The sequence below is a fragment of the Rhizobium sp. P44RR-XXIV genome, assembly GCF_001999485.2.
In the GTDB taxonomy this organism is placed as follows: Bacteria; Pseudomonadota; Alphaproteobacteria; order Rhizobiales; family Rhizobiaceae; genus Rhizobium.
Genome location: NZ_MPVZ02000029.1, coordinates 852,777 through 874,856, shown reverse-complemented (window position 1 = coordinate 874,856; position 22,080 = coordinate 852,777). Strand labels below are relative to the sequence as shown.

The window sequence follows — 22,080 nt, the reverse complement described above, 5'->3', positions numbered from 1 at the left end:
GGTCTGACGGCATCCGCATTTGCTGATCAGGCGTCCCGCCGAAGCATGTCTGGATCTTGGTATCCGAGGCTCCGGCAGCTTCACGGCCCTGCCTCGCTCAGAGTATATCGCTCTACGATTTGCCTTAGGATAGGCGCTTTCGAGACGCTGCCCGCCTGTTCGGCCCAATGCAGGAATGCGCCAATGCGCCGCCCAACCTTTTCGCGATGATGCTGGGCGATGTCGGCAAGGCGATGGTCGAGGAACGGATTGAGGAAGCGGTCGAGCGTCGTTGCGACGTAGGTCTCCGCCTCGCCGTCCATGCCGTTGGTGGCAAAGCCGGGCAAGACCTCACTTCGATAGAGTTCATCCAGTCTTGCGCGAATATCGGCGTCGGCAAGGATGGCGCGAACGGTTTCGTCGGCCGGGCGACCTTCTTGCTGCCAGATCTCGGCAAGGAAGGTATGGCCGAGATTGAGAATGTGCAGCTTGAGGCGCTCGTAGGGTTCGAGGTCGTCGGTGAGTACGATGCTCTCATGCGTGCATGGAGGCCGGACGCCCGGTGCGCGCTTGATTGCCCAGAGCGCATAGGGCTCAGCGACGGCGCCAATGGGCTCGATGGGTTCCGAGACGATCCGGTCGACCAGCGTCTCGGCGAAGGCGACATGCTTGTCCAGCCAGGCAAGAAAATCGGGCGCCACGCTGTTTTGCCTGATGCAGTCGACAACGACCTGTTTCAGGATTCGCCCGTTGCCGGTTATCAGCTCGCACGGAAGGATCACCAATGGCCGGCCGGTTGCTTGCCAGCGCTTGACGAGAAGGGCTGCCAGTTTGGCCGGAAACGAACGCGGAATTTGGCCGTCTGCGCCAAACCGATCCTCGTCCGGCCATGTTTTATAGCCGGTATCGCCGGTATTGGAGATGACGAATTCGGCCTCTTGCGCGAAAAGCTGCGAAAGCTCTTCCCAATGGGCGACGGCGGAGAGGCCGCGATCGACGCTGGTGACTTGCACAGTGCGATCGACTGGTTGTCCGCCCGATATGCCACGGATGATGACTGGATAGCCATGCTGATTGCCGAAGGCGCTGACGCGTCCGCTTCTGCTGCTCTCCCCGGAAATCTGCACGACGGCGATCGGACCGGCATTCTGACCCGATTGCCTGGCCTCATGAACAAATAGGGCTGCATGCGCCTGCAGGAACCTGCTCGTGCCGAACTGGATGATGCGGGACATCACGCCAAGCCTCTTGCGCATACAAGGTATAGGGTGGAGCTTCGGCCACTAACCTGAGACGCCGACATCGATCGTTCCTTCCGATGAATGTTTTTTATCTATAGAAAACATTTCATGCTTTGACGTCAAGCATTTTCAGCCGGACCCAACCAGAGCTTCGTGGGTTGCCGTGCCATATGGCGCCAATGGTGATGGCAAAAGTTTCATGGAAATCACAAGAAAATGTCACAAAAAATGTGATTTTGTTGTTATTATTTGTTATAAATGCGGACGATGATGCGTCGCCCCAGGAGAAACTTCGCCTATGAAATGGACGGCGTCCGACATTCTCCGAATATCAACGAATTTTCCATGACGAAGCGTCGCCTTCCGGTGGCCTTGCGCCACGTATCGCTGGGGCATCATCCGAACAATCCTAGCCACCCATCACGACCCAGGAGAATTGAATGGCACGTATCACCTTGAGGCAGTTGCTCGATCATGCCGCTGAAAACGGCTACGGCGTTCCGGCTTTCAACATCAACAATATGGAGCAGGCGCTCGCCATCATGGAGGCGGCAGATGCGGTTGCGGCACCGGTGATCATGCAGGCATCGAGGGGCGCCAGAGCCTATGCCAACGACATCATGCTGAAGCACATGATGGATGCCGTCGTCGAGATCTATCCGCATATTCCGGTCTGCGTGCACCTTGATCATGGCAACGATCCCTCGAGCTGTATGACGGCCATTCAGGCCGGCTTTACCTCCGTAATGATGGATGGTTCGCTGAAGGCAGACGCGAAGACGCCAGCCGACTGGGATTACAACGTCGGCGTGACCAGGACGGTCACCGACATGGCGCATCTTGGCGGCATTTCCGTCGAGCGAGAGCTCGGCGTGCTAGGTTCACTCGAAACCGGCATGGGCGAGGTCGAGGATGGACACGGTGCGGAAGGCAAGCTTTCACACGACCAGCTGCTCACCAATCCGGACGAGGCGGTGAAGTTCGTTCGCGAAACCAAGGTCGACGCGCTGGCGATCGCCATGGGCACCTCGCACGGCGCCTATAAGTTCACCCGTAAGCCGGATGGTTCTGTGCTGGCGATGAACGTGATCGAGGAGATCCATCGCAAGCTGCCCAACACCCATCTCGTCATGCACGGCTCGTCGTCTGTTCCAGAGGAATTGCAGGAGATCATCAACCGCTATGGCGGCCAGATGAAGCCGACCTGGGGCGTGCCGGTCGAAGAGATCCAGCGTGGCATCAAGAATGGCGTGCGCAAGATCAACATCGACACCGATGGCCGCATGGCGATGACCGGCCAGATCCGCCGCGTACTGCAGGAGGACCCTAGCGAGTTCGATCCGCGCAAATACATGAAGCCGGCCATGGCTGCGCTGACGAAGCTCTGCAAGGAGCGTTTCGAGCAGTTCGGCACCGCCGGTCATGCCCCGGCGATCAAGCCGCTTTCCGTCGCCGAAATGGCAAAGCGCTACAAGTCCGGCTCGCTGGATCCCATTTTCTCTTAAGATCGAAAGATTAGCGCGACGCCGGGCTTGCTGCTCGGCGTGCGCTTTCTTCGGTCAAGGTCTGGCCGTGGAATTTCGACAATGATGTAACGACATCATCGATTTCCTTGGCCAGTCGCTGTCCATCCCATTGCAGGGCTTTGGCGGCAATCGCACCGATCTCATGCAGTCCCTGCATGGTTAGAAGCCCCTCGATCGCCAAGGTCGTGCGGCGGAAGACGATATCGGACAGATGCACGACCAGCTCCTGACGGGCGATCCAATCGATCTCCAGAGTACTGTGGCGCGGCGCTCCGCTAATACGTGCGCTGTCTGCATAGTCTGAATGATGGGCGAGGATCGCCGCCGCGGTGGTACCGTATCGGCCAAGCAGCTCGTCGACCCTGCTTGCCTCGGCACCGGTCTTCGCCGCGATGGAACGAATCCAGCTTGCCCGTTCATTTGACGTTATCGGGAAATCCTGCCCCCCGCCGATGGCAAGCCGCTCGGTGGAGGTCTTGCGCGTACGCTGAAGACGCTTCAGCACGGTATCGGCGACTTCCTCGGCAAAGCCGCGGAAGGTCGTCCACTTGCCGCCGACAAGGGAAATGACGGGGAAGGGACGTCCGGCCTCTGCTTCGACGACCGGTGCGGAATGATCACGGCTGATCAGGCCTGGCGACGAGGCGTCCGAGGCGGGCAGGGGGCGTATGCCGCTATAGCTGTAGGTCACCTGTTCCCGCTCGAAGCGCAGGCCCGGCAACAGCGAGCGGACACTATCAAGGAAATATTCGATTTCCGACTCCTCGCAGCGCACGTTGTCAGGGTCGTCACAGGGAATGTCCGTCGAGCCCACAAGCGCCTGACCGAGATAGCCGTAGACCAGGCAGATGCGGCCGTCATCGGCCTCGAAATAGATCATGTGGCCGTTAAGGCTGCGCACCAGCTCCGGATGGTCGAGCAGGATATGCGATCCCTTGGTTCCGCCGATCATATGCGAGGGTGCGCCGAGCGCCGCGTTGACATGGTCTATCCAGGGGCCCGCGGCGTTGATGACGAGTTTCGGCTTGATCGAAAAAGCGTATCCGTCCGAGCGCTGGAAGGTGAGCTCGCCATCGGTTGCAGACACCAAACTCGTAGCATTTGCTGCCAACGATTTGTTGTTAGTCAGCAATCCGTCGCTGACCAGCTCGTAGACCAGCCGCTCCGGCCGGCTGATTTTGGCGTCGTAGTAGATGCCGCCGGCAACGATATCAGGCGTCACATATGGCATTTCCTTGAGCGCGCGGCGCTTGAGCAGGAACCTGTGGCGCGGCATGACCCGATTGCGCGACCCGAAGAAATCATAGAGCGCCAGCCCGATCTTAACGAGCAGGGCGCCGCGGCTGCGGGGCGCCGTTGTCGAGCCCGTCAGGGTCCGAAGAGCGGCCCAGATGCCGCGCGTCCAGGAGAAGATCGGCACGAATGTCGGCAGCGGCTCGACGCAATGTGGCGCGTTCTTCAGCAGCAGATTGCGCTCCAGCGCTGACTGCGCGACCAGCCCGAATTCGCCGGTTTCCAGATATTTCAGGCCGCCATGAATGAGCCGCGACGGAGCCGCGCTCGTCCCCGAGCCGAAATCGGACTTGTCGACGATCAGGCAGTTGACGCCTTGCGCACAGAGGTCGCGAAACAGCCCCGCGCCATTGACGCCCGCGCCGATGATGACGACGTCGACATCTCCGTCTTGAAGTTGCGAGAAGCGTTGTTTCAGATCGGCAGCCATATCGGTCATAGCATTATCGTCCTGCTGAATTGCCGCGAAGGCGTGTGCCCGCGCAGCGCATTTGGCGGTCTAGTCTTGGGAGTGTTGAACTACGAGATCGCCGATCCGCGGCCAGAGCGGCGTCATGGCTTCGGCGATATCCTTGAAGAGCTGGTAGCGGATCCGATATTCGGCGCTGCGGGCGGTATCCGGGCGATAGGTCTTGGCGATCTTGTCGACGTCTCGGGGATCGCTCTGCGGATCGGCATAAAAGCCGATGCCGGCGCCGGCACAAAGCGCGGCGCCCCAGGCGGCTGCCTCGTCGGTCTCCGTCACGGTAACCGGAATTCCGAGGACATCGGCAAACATCTGCACGACGATCGGGTTGCGCGACACGCCGCCGGCCAGCCTTGCCTGATCGAAGGAAAAACCGTCACTTAAAGCATCGACGTGAATCCTGTGGTTGAAGGCGATGCCTTCGAGCACTGCCCGCAGCATGTCGCCGCGGTCGTGCCATCCGCCAAGCCCGAAGAAGCTGGCGCTGGCATCGGCGCCATAGGGAGAGCCGAACAGATAGGGATGGAAAAGCGCGCTCGATGGGCGATTAAAGGCCGCCTCTATCTCGGGAGCCAGCAAGGCGTGGATGGACTGACCCGAAGCCTCTGCGCTCGCAATCTCGCTGGCGCACAGCTTGTCCAGAAACCACTCATAATTCGCCGACGAGGCCGGCGAGATCGACATGTTGTTCCACTGCCCCGGCGCAATGGCGTTGCGGCAGAACCAGCGGCGGTCGACGCGCGGCTCGGATGACAGCGTCTCGTTGATCGAATAGGTGCCGGCGATGACGGCAACGACACCATCGGCATAGCCGCCGGCACCGAGCGCGGAAGCCGTCACATCATGCAGTCCGGCGACGACCGGCGTTCCCTCGGCAAGGCCGGTGCGCTTGGCAACGGCTTCCGTTACGTGGCCCACGACCTCGTCAGATCGTGAAGCCTGCGGCAGCGCGCCCGCCAATTCGACCACGCCGAAAAGTTTCAGGGCATCCTGCGAGTAATCCTGGGTGGAGACATCGGTAAAGGAGGTGCTGGCCTCGGTCCGGTCGGTTCCGACAACGTCAGTCAGGCAGAAACGCAGCCAGTCCTTGCAGCTCAGAATGTGGCCGATCTCGGCGAACCGCGCCGGCTCGTTGGCCTTGATCCAGGCAAGCAGCGCCGAGGGCGCGGATACGTGCGGCAACTGTCCTGTTAGTGCCAGGGCTGCGTCGGCAACGGAGCTTTTCAACCATTGGTCCACGATCGATCCGGCGCGGCTGTCGAGCGAGAGAATGGCGCGTCCCAGCGGCTTCTTCGACTTGTCGAGCAGATAGATGCCGTCGCCATGTGCGGTGGCGGCGATCGCCTTGATATCGCTTGCCGGACGATTGCTGAGGCTGATCGCTTCGGCGATGGCATCGGCTGTCTGGGACCAGAGTTCGTCCATGTCGCGCTCGACATGACGGGCCTTGGGCATGAACTGCGTCACGCGGCGGCGCGCGACAGCAATCGGCGTCCCGTCGATGTCGAAGATCACCGCCTTGGTGACGGTGAGACCGCTGTCAATTCCGAGCAGACTCGGCATTCCTGTTACTCCCGATGGTGAACGATCTCGGGCTGCCCGCACGGGGCTAAGCCATCAGGATCGTTCCTTGTCGCCTCTCGCGACGACCACATTGATGTTCTTGCTTTGCATGCGCTCGAGATGAGCGGCGGGTGTCTTCTCGTCGACGATGACGACGTCGAACTCGCTGAGGGCCGCGAAATTGTGAAGCGCGCGCCGTTCGAACTTCGTATGATCCATGAGCAGGATGCGTTTGGCGGCGCTGTCGAACATTGCCCGCTTGATATCCACTATCTCGGGTGATTGATGAAATACCGCGTCATCGATGATCGCCGACATGGAAATGAATGCAACATCGGCCCGCAAGCGATTGATCTCGTTGATGGTCATCCGCCCCATGAAGGCGTTGCACCAATTGTAATACTGCCCGCCGAGCGCCAGCAGATTGACGTCGTGCATGTCCTTCAACGCATTCATCAGCGTCAGCGAATTGGTAATCGCCGTCAGCGGCACCTTGGCGGGCAGATGCGAGGCCATCTGGAGAACGGTGGTGGAATCGTCCAGGAAGATCGCCTGACCCGGCTCGACGAATTGCATGGCCGCGGCGGCGATCATCTTCTTTTCGCTGGCCTGACGGTTGGCGCGATAGACGTCGCTGGATTCTATCAGGCTGGTGGCCGCTGCCGTGACAATGCCGCGCGTCTTGCGAAAGAGGCCGCGGCTGACCAGTTCATCGACGTCGCGATGGGCGGTCATCAGGCTGACGCCAAAGCGCTCCGTCAAATCCTCGATGCGCATCGAGCCTTCCGCCATGACGGCTTCGGCGATCATCTGGCGCCGGGCGAGCTGACGCGAATGCCGGCTGTCGCTCGGCAGTTCGTCTTGCAGGAAGGATACGGGGCTTGTCTTGTCTGTCACGTTGGCCTCTGACGCTGAGCCTTGCGGATTGTATCTGCCGCAGCGAATGTCATGTTAGGAAAAAATAGAAATAACAGTTCGCTATCGGTATTTCTGAACGCTACACCTGATGTTCGGTCTGTGTGCCGCCATCGGGCTTAGGGATGGGGACGCCGTTTCCGGCGCCCCCGATATCATTATTCAGACAGAACGAACGGTGCGGTGTACTTATCGACATTGTCCTTGGTGATCAGGATGCAATCGAAAAGCTGCTTTTCGCTCGAAGCGCCGGTTTTGCCGGTCTTGATGAAGCTGTCAGCCTGCTTGACCGCCTGTTCGGAGAACACGGCAACCGGCTGCAGAACGGTGTACTGCAGTTCGCCAGCCTTGATGGCCGCAACAGCATCAGGCGAACCGTCGAAGCCGCCGACCTTGACGTTGGCTAGCTTGCCGGCTTCCTTGAGAGCGGCAATCGCACCGAGCGCCATTTCGTCGTTGCCGGAGATCACGCCGATGATATCCGGATGAGCCTGCAGCATGGACTGCATCTTGTTGTGGCCCTGGGTGCGGTCCCAGTTGGCAACTTCCTTGGCAACCTTCTGCAGGTCCGGGTACTGCGTCAGAACGGTTTCATAGCCGTTCGAACGGGTAGCGGCATTGTTGTCGGAAGGCGAGCCGAACAGTTCGGCATACTTGCCCTTGTCGCCAACAGCTTCGACCCACTGCTGCGCACCGACGGCGGCACCCTGTGCGTTGTTCGAGACGAGCTGTGCCTTGGCGAGGCCTTCCTGGTTGATTTCAGCATTGACCAGGAAAACCGGGATGCCAGCAGCAACGGCCTTCTTGACCGCACCGACGGAACCGTCAGCGTTAGCCGGGTCGAGGATGATGGCGACCGACTTGTTGGTGATGGCCGTGTCGATCAGGTTGCTTTCGGTGTTGGTATCGCCCTTGTGAGCGCCGACCGTCGCGGTGTAGCCGAGCTTTTCGGCCGTCGCCTTGGCGATATTGCCTTCCGTCAGCCAGTAGGGGTTCGACGGGTCGTTGACGATGATCGTCATTTGGCCGGCGGCCCATGCTGCTCCCGTCAGAAGCGGTGCGACGGCGACCGCTGCCATGACAATGCGCAAACCTTTTTTAAACATTAGTCTCTCTCCCTTTGATGAGCTCAGATGATACCGGCGAACCGGCGGTTCTTTCTCCGACCGGTTATTTTCACCGGTCGGTGATAAGTTCATGCAAGACGTCAGCTGGATTTGGTCCGACGTCCGTATTGGATGCTGTTCATGAGCACGGCGAGCACGATGACCGCGCCGGTAAAGACCGTCTGCCAGTAGGCCGACACTCCGATGATCACCAGGCCATCCGCCAGGAAGCCGATGACGAAGGCGCCGAGCATGGTGCCGCGCACCGTGCCGCGGCCGCCTGTCAATGCGGCGCCGCCGATGACGACAGCAGCAATCGCGGTCAGCTCATAGCTGGTCCCGGCGTTCGGACCGGCCGATGTCAGCTGCGACGACAGCACGAGGCCGGCAATGGCGGCGCAGACGCCTGAGAGAATATAGACGGCAATCTTGACCTGCTTGACCGGAACGCCGGAAAGATCGGCGGCGCGCTCGTTGCCGCCCGAGGCGTAGAGCCAGCGTCCGAAGGCTGTGCGGCTGAGAACGATGCCGCAGATGATGGCGAGCGCTGCGAGCACGATGACACCGATCGGCACGCCGGCGAGGCGGTTGAATCCCAGCCAGTTGAAACCGGTATTGCCGAGATCGGGATTGCCGCCGAGATTGTTATAGGTAAGGCCGTTGGTCATCAGCAATGCGATACCGCGAGCGACGTAGAGCACACCGAGCGAAGCGACGAAGGCCGGGACGCGCAAATAGGCGATAAGCACGCCGTTGACTGCGCCGACGACACCGCCCAGCACGCAGGTGATGATCACCACGGCCCAGACGGGCGGATAAAGGATTACGCCGAAGCTCGAAAGCGTGACGCCCTGCATCAGGAAGCCGGCGATACAGCCGGCAAGACCAAGCGTCGAGCCGACCGAGAGGTCGATGCCGCCGTTGAGAATGACGAGCAACATGCCGATGGCCAGGATGCCGAAGATGGCCACATGCGAGGCCATGGTCAGGAAGTTGCTGAGCGAGAAATAATAGGGCGACAGGAAGGAGAAGACCGCGATGATGACGATCAGCGCGAAGAAGGCGCGCCCCTCGAGGATCAGGCGGACGAGACTGAAATTCCGCCGCTGTCCGTTGGAAACTGGCTTTTTATCTGTGATATTCGTGACTGACATAATCAGTGCTCCATGAATGCGGCTAGTGCGCGACCACTGCTTCGCCCGAGGCGGCCATGATCTTCTCTTTGGGGACGTCGGGACCGAATTCGGCTGAAATCTTGCCGCGGTGCATGACGATGATGCGATGGGCGATGCTGAGGCACTCGGCGACTTCCGAGGTCGAATAGATCACCGCCAGGCCTTCCTTGGCGCGCTCGGCCAGCAGCTTGAAGACTTCGGCCTTGGCACCGATGTCGATGCCCCGGCTCGGCTCGTCGAGCAGGATCACCTTGGGCTGCGTCGCCAGCATCTTGCCGATGACTACCTTCTGCTGATTGCCGCCCGAAAGCGAGCCGATCGCAGCGTCGCCACCGTCGGTCTTGATATGAACCTTGCGGATGGACTCGTTGACCAACGTCCGCTCGCGCCCGCTTGACGTAAAGAGGCCCTTGGTGAAAGCGCCGATGCTGGCGAGCGACAGGTTCGAGCCAACGGTCATCGTCTGGACCAGACCGTCGCGCTGCCGGTCTTCCGGCACCAGAACCAGACCCTGGCCAATGCGGCCGGCGATGCTGAGATTGCGAGATCGTTCTTGCCGAGCAATACACGGCCGCCGCTTGATTTCAGCCGTCCTGCGACGCATTCGAGCAGTTCCGTGCGGCCGGCGCCCATCAGCCCGTAAATGCAGACGATCTCGCCGGCGCGAACCTGCAGCGACATCCGGTCGACGGCATTATAGGCAGCGCCGGACGGGCCGGGAACGGTGAGATTGTCGATCGTCAACGCGACGTCGCCCATCGTGTAACCGCTCGGCGGGCTTCCGAGATCGAAATTCTCGCCGACCATGTTGCGCACGATCCATTCGAGATCGATGTCCTTGCGCTCGGCATAGGCCGTCATGGCACCGTCGCGCAGAACGACAGCATGGTTGGTGATCTGCAGCGCCTCTTCGAGGTGGTGCGAGATATAGACGATGGATACGCCACGGGCCGTCAGGTCGCGAATGACCTTGAACAGAACCTCGACTTCCGTGGCGCTGAGCGCCGATGTCGGCTCGTCCATGATCAGGATGCGCGAGTTGACCGAAAGCGCGCGGGCGATTTCGACGATCTGCTGCTGGCCGAGGCGCAGATCCTCGACTGGCGTCAGCGGGTCGATATGCTCTTCCAGTTCTTCCATCAGCGCCCGGGTCTGGCGCTCTTCCTCGGCGAAATCGACTGCGCCGCCCTTCATGATCTCCCGACCCATGAAAATATTGTCACGGACGCTGAGATTGGGCGCGAGGCTCAATTCCTGGTGAATGATGGAAATGCCGCAGGAGCGGGCATGTGTCGAGGAGGCAAACGAGATCGGGGTGCCGTCGAGGATGATTTCGCCTGATGTCGGCTGAATCACGCCGGAGAGGATCTTCATCAGCGTCGACTTGCCGGCGCCGTTTTCGCCGAACAGCGTCGTGACTTCGCCGCGGCGAATGTCGAAGTTCACACCCTTCAGTGCGTGAACATTGCCATAGGACTTTGCGATATTGCGGGCGGCGAGAACGACTTCGCCCGTGCCGGCGTCTTTCTCTTGTGTCTGGCTCATTTCACATCGACCTTTACAGGAGTGACGAGCCAGTTCTTGGGGTTGATGAGCTTGAATACGCCGACGACGGTTGCTGTCTTGCCGGTCAGTTTTTCCGGGTCGAGGCTGGCGAGCGTCGTCTTCTTCATCTCGTTGTTGATGGCCGAGCCGGCATCCTGATATTCGATCTGATTGGTGAACTGGCCGAATGCGATCTTGCCGGTGGCATCGCGCAGATCGGTGCCGTTGACTGCCGGGCCTGTCTGGACACGAACGGTTACGCCGTCGGGCATTCCCTCGACCTTGAAGTCGTTCAGATTGGCCTTGCGGTCACCAAACGTGCCGGTCAGTGTGACGGGGACCACGGGGCCGGTGCTGGTGGCGACGCCGTATTTCTCGCCGGCGGCCTTCTTGTCGGCAAGCACGGCATTGGCGAGCGTCACTGCATCGACAGCGCGCTGCGAGACATCGGCCAGGACCTTCGGAAATTCCTGGGCGCCATAGGTCTCCGGCTGGAAGCCCTGTTCGCGCACATCATGGGCAGAGCCGATCTGGACCACCTTGGTATCGGCGGCGATGGCGCCAATCACGATCACGACGGCGGCGATGCCCACTGCGATCTTGAGCTTGGAGCCGGTCGGCTTGGCAGTTGCGTATTGAGTTTGCGTATTCATGTTCAAACGACCTTCGGCATATCAGCCGGATTGCCTGATGGAGAGGGAGAAAGGTGCTGCAATCCTGGCAAAGATCTAGCGGAGGCCGGGCCTGCGCATTCGGACCTGCGGACGTTCCGCTCGGCTTTGCTTCAAGCCATTACCGGAAAGAGAGTTCAACATCAGGAGCCTCCTCATCATGCAGGCGACTGTCTCCCCTGGTCGCCGGCTCGGTTTCACAAGTGGTCATTCATGCGACTATTGTGATATAAGTATGTTAATAACCGTAATTCATATGTTATAAATTTCAGAGTGTGTCAATCGCCATTTGCTGACTTCTGTGTGATGCGGGTCATTCTGCAAGCGAGTGCTTCTCGTGCCGGGTGATCTGCGGCTTCGGTTCGGCAATCTAGCTTAACAATCGCCGTCGGCCGTAACGTTTGGGTTCATTCACTACGAGGATGCGGACGTAACTATCTGGTAAAATACAATAAAATTCAACACTGCGGCGAGCCTGCCGGGCTGCAGCCGATATTCGTTTTCAGTGGTGGTTGTCCTCGCCATTCTCTTCCCCAATTCGCCGCGACGTCTCCTCTTCAGCGCCATACGGGAATTGACATCACCCATTTTATATGAAAAAAATTACAACACCAGAAAAATTTTACTGCCAATATGGTATGTCTGTGTTATATATCTGTGATCGCTGTAGCGGATTACCGTTGCGCGCAATCCGGTGATGCGGTTGGTTTCGGATATGGCTGATGCTCCACTAGTAAACGTCCTTGTCGAGTCGTGAGGCAGGCGACTCGGGGCGTGGCTTGTGCCGAGGGGCGTGCCGGGAGGAAAGAAAATGCTTTTGGCGAAATCGAATGCGCCTATCGTTGGGTGCGTGATGTTGGAGTTGGCACGCAATGCCTAAGGGTGATGGGATCATCATCGGGATCGATGCGGGAACATCCGTTCTCAAGGCTGTGGCCTTCGAATTGTCCGGACGGCAGATCGCGTCGGCCTCGGCGCGAAATCGTTATGAAACAGGCGACGACGGTTCGGTGACGCAGTCGCTGGGTCAAACCTGGTCGGATTGCGTCAGCGCCTTGCGTGGTCTCGGAGAGAAGGTGGCGGATCTCGCCGCTCGAACCGCCGCTATTGCGGTAACGGGGCAGGGCGACGGCACCTGGCTTGTCGGTTCAGGCGATAGGCCGGTTGGTGATGCCTGGCTCTGGCTTGATGCCCGCGCGGCACCAACCGTGACGCGGCTTAGCGCGGGATCTGGTAACCGCGCGCGTTTTGAAGCGACCGGAACCGGCCTCAATACCTGCCAGCAAGGCGCACAGCTTGCCCATATGGATCGCTTCATGCCGGAGCTTCTCGATCGGGCAGAGGCGTCGCTGCATTGCAAGGACTGGCTCTATCTGAACCTGACCGGCGTGCGCGCGACCGATCCGTCCGAGGCAAGCTTTACCTTCGGCAACTTCCGCAACCGTCAATATGATTCGACTGTGATCGATGCGCTCGGCCTTGCACGCCGGCGTTCGCTTCTTCCCGAAATCATCGACGGCACCGAGACCAGTCATCCGTTGACCGCAGAAGCCGCCAAGGCAGCGGGATTGCTTGCGGGAACGCCGGTCTGCCTCGGCTACGTGGACATGGTCATGACCGCACTCGGCGCCGGCGTGCGAACAGGCGGCCAGAATGCAGCCTGCTCGACGATCGGTTCGACGGGCGTCCACATGCGGGCGAAGGCCGTGCCCGACGTTCAGCTCAATGTCGAGGGAACCGGCTATGTCATCGCATTGCCGATTCCGGGTATCGTTACGCAGGTTCAGACCAATATGGGCGCGACGATCAACGTCGACTGGATCTTGAGAATTGCCGCCGATCTGATGTCCGAAGGTGGGCGTGAAGTGTCCTATTCGGACCTCATTCCGCGCATCGATGCCTGGTTTGCCGAAAGCCGCCCGACCAATCTTCTCTATCATCCATATATCTCGGAAGCCGGGGAGCGTGGCCCCTTCGTCAATGCGCATGCGCGCGCCGGCTTCACAGGGCTTTCGACCCGTCATGGCTTTGCCGACATGCTGCGCGCCGTCGTCGAGGGCCTCGGCATGGCGACGCGCGATTGTTATGCGGCCATGGGCGATATGCCCTCGGAACTGCGCATTACCGGCGGCGCGGCCCGCTCACGCGCTCTGCGCGGCTCTCTATCGGCAGCCGTCAATGCACCCGTGAGGATTTCCGACCGCGAAGAAGCGGGTGCCGCCGGGGTTGCGATGATGGCCGCCGTTGCGATTGGCGCTTATGCGGACATGGACAGCTGCATCGCCGAATGGGTGACGCCGTTGCTTGGCGAAGCCGAGGCACCGAATGCCGAGGATGCCGCGCGCTACGACCGGCTGTTCGACGCCTACAAGGACGTACGGGAAGCGATTGCGCCCGCCTGGGACAAGCTGGCGCAGCACTAGGCCGGCGCCGCCCGTGAAGTTTGATTTGATGATGCCTGAGGCATCCGAAGGAGCATGACATGACTGAACCGGAAATCTTGGATCTTTTCGTGATCGGCGGCGGCATCAATGGCGCCGGTATCGCCCGCGATGCGGCCGGCCGGGGCCTTTCGGTCATGATGTGCGAAAAGGGAGATCTGGCTGAAGGAACGTCGTCTCGCTCCGGAAAACTGGTCCATGGCGGCCTGCGTTACCTCGAATATTACGAATTCCGTCTGGTGCGGGAGGCTCTGATTGAGCGTGAAGTGCTGCTGAACTCGGCAAGTCATATCATCTGGCCGATGCGCTTCGTGCTGCCGCATAGCCCCACGGATCGCCCGGCCTGGCTCGTGCGCCTCGGTCTCTTCCTCTATGACCATCTCGGCGGCCGCAAGAAGCTGCCCGGCACACGGTCGCTCGATCTGCATCGCGATCCCGAGGGAGCGCCGATTCTTGATCAATACTCCAAGGGGTTCGAATATTCCGACTGTTGGGTTGATGACGCCCGGCTTGTCGTTCTCAATGCGCTCGATGCTGCCGCCAAGGGCGCGCAGATCCTGACGCGCACGGCCTGCATCAGCGCGCGCCGCGAAGAGGGCAACTGGACCGTCCAGATCCGCGACGCGCATTCCGGCGAAGTCCGCACGGTGCGCGCCAAGGTTCTGGTGAATGCGTCGGGCCCCTGGGTCAACGATATCATCAACCGCGTTGCCGGTTCCAACAGCCGACGCAGCGTTCGCCTGGTCAAGGGCAGCCATATCATCGTTCCGAAATTCTGGAACGGGCCGCACGCCTATCTGGTGCAGAACCATGACAAGCGCGTGATCTTCATCAACCCCTACGAGGGCGACAAGGCGCTGATCGGCACCACCGATATTCCCTATGAGGGCAAGCCTGAAGAGGTGAAGGCCGACGAGACGGAAATCGGTTATCTGATCACCGCCGTCAATCGCTATTTCAAGGAAAAGCTGCGTCGCTCCGACGTGCTGGAAAGCTTCTCCGGCGTTCGCCCGCTATTCGATGATGGCAAGGGCAATCCTTCGGCCGTGACGCGCGATTATGTCTTCGACCTCGACGAGACGGGCGGTGCGCCGCTCCTCAATGTCTTCGGCGGCAAGATCACCACATTCCGTAAGCTCTCCGAACATGCGATGCAGAAGCTCGCCAAGTTCTTTCCGAAGATGGGCGGTGACTGGACGCGCGATGCCAAGCTTCCGGGTGGCGACATTCCGAACGCCGACTATGTGGCTTTTGCCGAATCCTTGCGTTCCGCCTATCCTTGGATGCCACGCGAGCTGATGAACCATTACGGACATCTCTATGGCGCTCGCACCAAACAGATCGTCGGCGACGCAGCCTCGCTGGAAGGGCTCGGCCGGCATTTCGGCGGCAATCTCTACGAGGCGGAAGCCCGTTATCTCGCTGCTTCGGAATGGGCGCAGACGGCAGAAGATGTCATCAGGCGCCGTACCAAGGAGGCGCTGCGCATGACGGCTGAGGAGAAGGCGGCGTTCTCCGCCTGGTTCGACGCCGAACTGGCGCTGGCCGCCTGACCCATTCGATCATTGCCGGGAACCGATATCCATGCCCTTGACGCTTTCACTCAATACGAACCCGCTGGTAAACCGCTTTGCGGAACCCGCCGACCTGATCGAAACGGTTGCGCGGGATTTGCGCATCCGCGATCTGCAACTGACTCATGAATTCATCAATCCCAGTTGGCAGGCTCCGATTATTCGCCGTTTGACGCGCGATATGCAGGCAGCTCTGAGACGCACCGGCGTTCGCGTCACCTCGGGCATGACCGGTCCCTATGGCCGTCTCAACCATTTCGGCCATCCGGATCAGGATGTGCGGCGCTACTATGTCGATTGGTTCAAGACCTTTGCCGATATTACGGCTGATCTCGGCGGCCATTCGGTCGGCACGCAATTCGCGATCTTCACCTATAAGGATTACGACGATCCGGCACGCCGCGAAGAACTGATCAAGATTGCCATCGACTGCTGGGGCGAGGTGGCAGAGCATGCGCGGGCCGCCGGCCTCTCCTACGTATTCTGGGAACCGATGAGCATCGGCCGCGAATTCGGCGAGACCATCGAATCCTGCCTGGCGCTGCAGGATCGGCTGACGAAGGCGCAGCTTGCCGTGCCGATGCGGATGATGGCCGATATCGACCATGGCGACGTGACCTCGGCCAATCCAGACGATTACGATCCCTATGCCTGGGCGCGCGCCGTTCCCAAAGTGTCGCCGATCATCCATATCAAGCAGAGCTTGATGGACAAAGGCGGCCATCGGCCCTTTACTGCCGAGTTCAACGCCAAGGGCCGTATCCAGCCGGCGCCGCTGCTGGAAGCTTTCGCCAAGGGTGGCGCCAAGGACAACGAGATCTGCCTGGAATTGTCGTTCAAGGAGCGCGAGCCCAACGATCGTGAGGTCATCTCGCAGATCGCCGAAAGTATCGCCTTCTGGGCCCCTCATATCGACACGGGCGTCAGTGACTTGCATATCTAGCCGCAGAAGCAACTGAGTCCCGATTCTGCAGTCAAATCAGTGATGAGGTGATGTCGGAGGAAACAAGTCGGGATCTGACGCAAGCGGGTGGAGTGATATGCGCAACGAAACGAAGAGGAACGGTCGATGACGGATGCTGACGCTTCGCTGGCCGTGCGGGCGGCCTGGTTGCACTATGCCGGGGGATTGACGCAGTCCGAGGTGGCCAAGCGCCTTGGCGTTCCCTCGGTCAAGGCGCATCGGCTGATCGCACGCGCGGTTGCCGAAGGTGTCGTCAAGGTGACGATCGACGGCGACATTGTCGAATGCGTTGAGCTTGAAACGGAACTCGCGGCACGTTTCGGCCTGCAATATTGCGAGGTGGCGCCCGACCTCGGCGAGGAAGGCTTCGAATTCCGCGCCCTTGGGCAGGCGGGCGCCGGCTTTTTGCGGCGTGAGATCGAGAGCGGCAACAACAAGGTCATCGGCCTCGGCCATGGCCGTACGTTGTCGTCTGCCGTCCATCATCTGTCTCGCGTCAATGCCAAGGACCTGCGCTTCGTCTCGCTGCTCGGCGGACTGACGAGAAACTACGCCGCCAACCCCTATGACGTGATGCATCGTATCGCAGAGAAGACGGGCATGCAGGCGCATGTGATGCCGGTGCCGTTCTTTGCCAACACGCACGAGGATCGCGATGTGCTGCTGGCGCAACGCGGCGTCAAGGAAGTCTTCGAGCTTGCAAACGGCGCCGAGCTGAAACTCGTCGGTTTGGGCACGGTCGATACGGATGCTCAGCTCGTGCTCTCGGGCATGGTGGAACCACGCGAGATCAAGGAAGTCACCGCAGCTGGCGGCGTCGGCGAAATCCTCGGCCACTTCTTCGATGCCGATGGCAATATCATCGAGACGACACTGACGGCGCGAACGCTGTCGGCATCGCTGCCGCGTTCGAAGAAGGAGCGGCTGGTGGCGCTCTCGGGCGGCCTGCCGAAGGTGGAGGCTATCCGGGCGGTTCTGAAGAGCCGCTGTCTTTATGGCTTGATCACGGACGAAAGAACAGCGAGAGCCCTGCTGAAGACCTAGCCTGGCTTCAGCTAAAACAACATAATTTCATCTCAATATCACAATTGAAATGTTGAATTGAGAGATTTTAATGTTATATCTTGTTCATTACCATTCGGGCCAATGGCCGGAGGGCAAGGTGAAACGGGAAGAGCGCCAGCAAGCGATTATCAATCTGCTCATCGAGCACAAGACCGTCGATCTCGATGATCTGGCCGATCGCTTCACCGTGTCCAAGATGACCATTCATCGCGACCTGGACGATCTCGAGCAGGCGGGCGTGCTGCGCAAGGTTCGCGGCGGTGCGACCATCGACGCCGGCACGCAGTTCGAGAGCGATTTTCGGTTTCGAGAGCGGCAAGGGCACGACGAAAAGCTCAGCATGGCGCATTGCGCGCTGGAACTGGTCGAGCCGGGCATGACTGTCATGGTCAATGATGGGTCGATGGCGGCCGTTCTGGGCGAGATGCTGCTGCAGAAGCGTCCGCTGACACTGATCACCAACAATGCCGCGATCATAGATCGCATGAGAAACGAAAGCGGCATCACGCTGATCGCACTCGGCGGTATCTATTCCGCCAAGTTCAACGCTTTTCTGGGCGTCGTCACCGAGGAGGCGCTGTCGCGGCTGCGCGCCGATATCGCCTTCCTGTCGACGCCGGCCATATCGGGTAGACTCGCCTATCATATGGACGACAATGTCGTGCGCACGAAGCGGGCGATGATCGCGTCGGCCGCCAAGAGCTGCCTGCTCGTCAGCCATCAGCGCATAGGGCACACCGCCCTGCATGTGATGGCCGATCTTGCCGATTTCGACGCGGTGATAACAGATCACGCGCCTGATGCCGCCATTCTCGAGCAATTCCGCCGTGACGGCATCACGCTTACCATTGCTTCCAACCAGGATATGACATGACAGAGACACCCCGCTATTGGATCGGCACGAGCTGGAAGATGAACAAGAAGCTGGCGGAAGCACGCGCCTTTGCCGAGGCTCTGCGCGGCGCCGATGCGCTAAGGGATGAGCGCATCCAGCGCTTCATCATTCCGCCGTTTACCGCCGTGCGCGAGGTCAAGACCATTCTCTCGGAAAGCTCGGTCAAGGTCGGCGCCCAGAACATGCATTGGGCTGACCAGGGCGCATGGACGGGTGAGATCTCGCCATTGATGCTGAGGGATTGCAATCTCGACATCGTCGAACTCGGCCATTCCGAACGCAGGGAGCATTTCGGCGAGACCAACGAGACGGTGGGCTTGAAGACCGAGGCGGCCGTTCGCCATGGCCTGATCCCGCTCATCTGCATCGGCGAGACGTTGAACGATCGCGAAAGTGGGCGTGCGACGGAGATCCTGAGCGAGCAGGTGATCGGAGCGCTCTCGAAGCTTTCTGCGCAGCAGAAGCAGGCGCAGATCCTGCTGGCCTATGAGCCGGTCTGGGCGATCGGCGAAAAGGGAATCCCGGCCGAACCGTCCTATGCTGATGCCCGCCAGGCCGAGATCATCGCGGTCGCGCAGAAGGTGCTCGGCCGGAAGATTCCATGCCTCTACGGCGGATCGGTCAATCCGCAGAATTGTGAAGAACTCATTTCCTGCCCGAATGTAGACGGGCTTTTCATCGGGCGCTCAGCCTGGAACGTCGAAGGCTATCTCGACATTCTCGCGAAGTGCGCGGCCAAACTCTAAGGAGACTACCATGAAGCTTGCAATTGCTGGAGACAGCGCCGGCGAAGGCCTCGCCAAGGTTCTCGCCGATCACCTCAAGGACCGCTTCGAAGTGAGCGAAGTGTCGCGCACCGAGGACGGCCCGGATGACTTCTATGCCAACCTTGCCGACCGTGTCGCCTCCGGTGTCATCGACGGCACCTATGACAAGGCGATCCTCGTCTGCGGCACTGGTATCGGCGTGAGCATTTCCGCCAATAAGGTGCCGGGCATTCGTGCGGCCCTGACCCACGACACCTATTCGGCCGAGCGCGCTGCGCTGTCGAACAACGCCCAGATCATCACCATGGGCGCCCGCGTTATCGGCACCGAGCTTGCCAAGGCCATTGCGGACGCTTTCCTGGCCCAGACCTTCGACGAGAAGGGCCGGTCCGCTGGTAACGTCAAGGCCATCAACGAGGTCGACGCGAAGTATAACGCTCGCTAAGGCCAGTCTCCCAAGACGCAGCAAGCCCGGTCGATCATCTCGGCCGGGCTTGTCTGTATCTGGTGGCTAAAGCATTTCCAAGAAAAGTGCGCAGCGGTTTTCCGTCCGGAATGCGTAGAAAAACGCTCTGGATGCGCGCCGGTTATCTTCCCGCGCGGCCCGCAAGCCATTGCTTGAACTCGACATTGGTGTCCGTCTGGATGGCGCCGACGCCGGCTGAGACTAGCGCTCCCCACACAGCCTCCGGGTCCTTGAGCGCGCGGCTGTCGTTGAAATCGAGGTTGTGAGAGACATCGAGCGTGTTGATCCACAGTCGGATGTTCTGACGCTCAAGCTCCTCGCGCCCGGCCGCCAGATCGGCGATATCGATGAATTTCACCTCGACCATCGGCACGTGCAGCGGCTCGATCAGCCGGAGGTCTTCGGCGAACTTACCGGGCCTGACGCGGAACATCGGCATGTAAGGGATCGAGCCGAACCAATCGGCATCGCGCACGGCAAAGCTGCCGCTCTGCGGCTCGATATCCGATTTGATGATGACATTGTCTTCCACGCCAAGCCGGCGCACCGTTGCAATCACCAGCGGCAGTTCATGCGGAAACTTCGTGTCGATATTGACGAAGACGCGTCCGCGCGCCTCTTCCAGGGCTTCCTCGAGTGTTGGTACGCGCTCATCCGTCAAGGCCGCGGTTTCGCCGCCTGCACCTGCGCGAAGGCGCGCATCACGAACCGCCGCGAAGCTGCTTGCGCCAACGACACCCTTGCCCGAAGTGGTGCGATCGAGGGTGCTGTCGTGCATGAGGACGAGATGCCCATCGGACGTTGCCTGTGTGTCGAGTTCGACGAATTCGACGCCAAGTTCGGCTGCGGCCCGGATTGAGGTGAGCGAATTCTCAGGTGCGGCCGACCAAACGCCGCGATGCGCGATGGCAAGAATGTCTGGGTTGCCGCGCGACAGAAGCTCGTAGACATCGGAAGGGCGGGACGATGGGAGGGTGGCAGTCTGGCTGGGCATGATATGGCTTTCTGGGGCGAATTGAATGTCTGGTGGTTGAGGGAGGCAAAGCGAACGGTTCTGGCGCCGACTCGTTGCTCGCAGGCGCCGCCAGCGTGCTTCCATTAATACACACAAAGTGTAGTATTTATGACGGCTCCTATGAAATTGCAATGCTGTTGGATTGCAGGCAGGCGCGCAAGCGGCTAAAGCGCGAGCGGAAAGACCGGGATTGTATCGATGAGTGCCTTTGAAACATCTCCAATGGCGAGTGAAAACGAACGGCTCATCCTTGATATCGTTCGCCGCCACGAGCCGATCGCACGGGCGGCGATTACCGGACATACCAATCTCGCACAGCAATCGGTCCATCGTCTGATCGAGGCGCTCATATCACGCGGTTTGCTTCGCGCCGCGGCACCGCTCAAGGGCACACGCGGTCAACCCAGCCCGACGATCGAGCTGGTAAAGGAATCGGCCTGTTCCGTCGGCATTTCCATCAACACCGACTCCGCAATCCTGTCTCTTGCCGACTTCGGCTGCAATATCATTGCGCAAGAGGCGTTGGAGATGGTCCCGAGCGATCGCCTGGCAACGCTTGCCGCGCTTTCTCGAGCGCTTCAGTCCCTCCTGGAAAGGCATGGCATAGCGCGCGAGCGCCTTGCCGGGCTCGGCTTTGCCATGTCGGGCTTTTTTGTGTTGGACAATCATGTCTTCAACGCCCCCGAACCCCTACGGGACTGGTCGTTGATCGATCTGCGCCCGGAACTGGAGGAAATCTTCCAACTGCCCGTCTGGCTGGAAAACAATGCGACGACCGGGGCGATCGGCGAGAGCCTGCGTGGCGTCGGGCGCCGGTGCCAGACCTTTGCCTATCTCTCTTTCAATTATGGATTTGGCGGCGGCCTTGTGCTGGAGGGCAGGCCCTATCTCGGTTTCCACGGCAATGCCGGGGAATTCAGCGTCATCTATAATCCTGACGAGTCGCCGCGGAGACCGGCCCTGCAATACCTGATCACAAGCTTGCGAGAGAATGGCATCCCCATAGCTTCGATCGGAGACCTGCGCCAGAACTTCGATCCGTCCTGGCCGGGCGTGCAAGACTGGCTGGATGAAACCAAGCCGATGCTCGATCGATTGATCGCCACCTTGATCGGCGTGCTCGATCCGCAGGCCATCGTGTTCGGGGGACAATTGCCGGCGGAGCTTGGACGGATGATGATATCGCGCACAAGCATGCCCTCAAGGCGTCGTCACCGCTATGGCGTGGCGCCGGCGGAGGCGCAACTGCTTCTCAGCGAAGTGAAAGGGGATGCTGCTGCCACCGGCGCCGCGCTCCTGCCGTTCAAGTTCCGTTACTTTTTGTAACATAGCGGCCTTAATCGGCGCGCATTTTGATGAGCAAGGTCCTCTCAACCCCCCGCGACAATGTGAAGGGGCGGGCATAGCCAGCCG

Annotated in this window: 17 protein-coding genes and 1 pseudogene; 9 read left to right on the top strand and 9 right to left on the bottom strand. The window is 60.1% G+C overall.

Annotated elements, in window-relative coordinates:
- Window positions 1-80: 80 nt before the first annotated feature.
- Entirely contained in the window at window positions 81-1,217 is a 1,137-nt protein-coding gene (locus BSK43_RS30050) for a mannitol dehydrogenase family protein (protein ID WP_136687352.1), read from the bottom strand.
- A 443-nt stretch (window positions 1,218-1,660) separates the two neighbouring features.
- Here BSK43_RS30050 and fba point away from each other — a divergent pair, with 443 nt between their 5' ends.
- Window positions 1,661-2,725, top strand: a complete 1,065-nt coding sequence (fba, locus tag BSK43_RS30045; protein WP_077467188.1) for a class II fructose-bisphosphate aldolase — start codon at window positions 1,661-1,663, stop codon at window positions 2,723-2,725.
- A gap of 10 nt (window positions 2,726-2,735) precedes the next feature.
- Here the strand turns inward: fba and BSK43_RS30040 are convergent, their stop codons facing one another.
- The 7 genes and pseudogenes from BSK43_RS30040 to BSK43_RS30010 all read right to left on the bottom strand — a co-directional run bounded on the left by BSK43_RS30040 (window position 2,736) and on the right by BSK43_RS30010 (window position 11,462).
- Window positions 2,736-4,478 carry a glycerol-3-phosphate dehydrogenase/oxidase gene (locus tag BSK43_RS30040; RefSeq protein ID WP_077467187.1) on the bottom strand — a complete coding sequence of 581 codons (1,743 nt, stop codon included), beginning with the start codon at window positions 4,476-4,478 and terminating at the stop codon, window positions 2,736-2,738.
- Between the two features lie 60 nt (window positions 4,479-4,538).
- Window positions 4,539-6,068: an FGGY-family carbohydrate kinase gene (locus tag BSK43_RS30035; RefSeq protein WP_077467186.1), complete on the bottom strand. Its 1,530-nt coding sequence runs from the start codon at window positions 6,066-6,068 to the stop codon at window positions 4,539-4,541.
- A 54-nt stretch (window positions 6,069-6,122) separates the two neighbouring features.
- Window positions 6,123-6,878 carry a DeoR/GlpR family DNA-binding transcription regulator gene (locus tag BSK43_RS30030; protein ID WP_348641772.1) on the bottom strand — a complete coding sequence of 252 codons (756 nt, stop codon included), beginning with the start codon at window positions 6,876-6,878 and terminating at the stop codon, window positions 6,123-6,125.
- 263 nt (window positions 6,879-7,141) lie between these two features.
- Window positions 7,142-8,089, bottom strand: coding sequence for a D-ribose ABC transporter substrate-binding protein (locus BSK43_RS30025; protein WP_068392200.1), 948 nt, complete (start codon window positions 8,087-8,089; stop codon window positions 7,142-7,144).
- Window positions 8,090-8,190: 101 nt separating this feature from the next.
- Window positions 8,191-9,243 (bottom strand): ABC transporter permease, encoded by a 1,053-nt coding sequence (locus BSK43_RS30020; RefSeq protein WP_136687350.1) that lies wholly within the window; start codon window positions 9,241-9,243, stop codon window positions 8,191-8,193.
- A 22-nt stretch (window positions 9,244-9,265) separates the two neighbouring features.
- Window positions 9,266-10,809: pseudogene (locus BSK43_RS30015) on the bottom strand (sugar ABC transporter ATP-binding protein).
- Window positions 10,806-11,462 (bottom strand): DUF2291 domain-containing protein, encoded by a 657-nt coding sequence (locus BSK43_RS30010; protein ID WP_077467184.1) that lies wholly within the window; start codon window positions 11,460-11,462, stop codon window positions 10,806-10,808. Before BSK43_RS30010 ends, BSK43_RS30015 begins: the two are co-directional and overlap by 4 nt.
- Before the next feature lie 890 nt (window positions 11,463-12,352).
- On the opposite strand from BSK43_RS30010, the gene BSK43_RS30005 reads away from it, so the two are divergent.
- The 7 genes from BSK43_RS30005 to BSK43_RS29975 all read left to right on the top strand — a co-directional run bounded on the left by BSK43_RS30005 (window position 12,353) and on the right by BSK43_RS29975 (window position 19,631).
- A complete protein-coding gene (locus tag BSK43_RS30005) occupies window positions 12,353-13,903 on the top strand; it encodes an FGGY-family carbohydrate kinase (RefSeq protein WP_077467183.1) in 1,551 nt (516 codons plus the stop codon).
- Window positions 13,904-13,962: 59 nt separating this feature from the next.
- On the top strand, window positions 13,963-15,474 hold the full coding sequence (locus tag BSK43_RS30000; protein WP_077467182.1) for a glycerol-3-phosphate dehydrogenase: 1,512 nt from the start codon (window positions 13,963-13,965) through the stop codon (window positions 15,472-15,474).
- Between the two features lie 31 nt (window positions 15,475-15,505).
- Window positions 15,506-16,438 carry a TIM barrel protein gene (locus BSK43_RS29995; protein ID WP_068392216.1) on the top strand — a complete coding sequence of 311 codons (933 nt, stop codon included), beginning with the start codon at window positions 15,506-15,508 and terminating at the stop codon, window positions 16,436-16,438.
- A 126-nt stretch (window positions 16,439-16,564) separates the two neighbouring features.
- On the top strand, window positions 16,565-17,503 hold the full coding sequence (locus BSK43_RS29990) for a sugar-binding transcriptional regulator (protein WP_068392219.1): 939 nt from the start codon (window positions 16,565-16,567) through the stop codon (window positions 17,501-17,503).
- 118 nt (window positions 17,504-17,621) lie between these two features.
- Window positions 17,622-18,398: a DeoR/GlpR family DNA-binding transcription regulator gene (locus BSK43_RS29985; protein WP_077467649.1), complete on the top strand. Its 777-nt coding sequence runs from the start codon at window positions 17,622-17,624 to the stop codon at window positions 18,396-18,398.
- Window positions 18,395-19,165, top strand: coding sequence for a triose-phosphate isomerase (locus BSK43_RS29980; RefSeq protein ID WP_077467181.1), 771 nt, complete (start codon window positions 18,395-18,397; stop codon window positions 19,163-19,165). Before BSK43_RS29985 ends, BSK43_RS29980 begins: the two co-directional genes overlap by 4 nt.
- A 10-nt stretch (window positions 19,166-19,175) precedes the next feature.
- Entirely contained in the window at window positions 19,176-19,631 is a 456-nt protein-coding gene (locus tag BSK43_RS29975; protein WP_068392225.1) for an RpiB/LacA/LacB family sugar-phosphate isomerase, read from the top strand.
- Window positions 19,632-19,773: 142 nt separating this feature from the next.
- On the opposite strand, the gene BSK43_RS29970 is transcribed toward BSK43_RS29975, so the two are convergent.
- Window positions 19,774-20,646: a glycerophosphodiester phosphodiesterase family protein gene (locus BSK43_RS29970; protein WP_077467180.1), complete on the bottom strand. Its 873-nt coding sequence runs from the start codon at window positions 20,644-20,646 to the stop codon at window positions 19,774-19,776.
- Between the two features lie 219 nt (window positions 20,647-20,865).
- On the opposite strand from BSK43_RS29970, the gene BSK43_RS29965 reads away from it, so the two are divergent.
- Window positions 20,866-21,993, top strand: a complete 1,128-nt coding sequence (locus BSK43_RS29965; RefSeq protein ID WP_077467179.1) for an ROK family protein — start codon at window positions 20,866-20,868, stop codon at window positions 21,991-21,993.
- Window positions 21,994-22,080 lie beyond the last annotated feature (87 nt).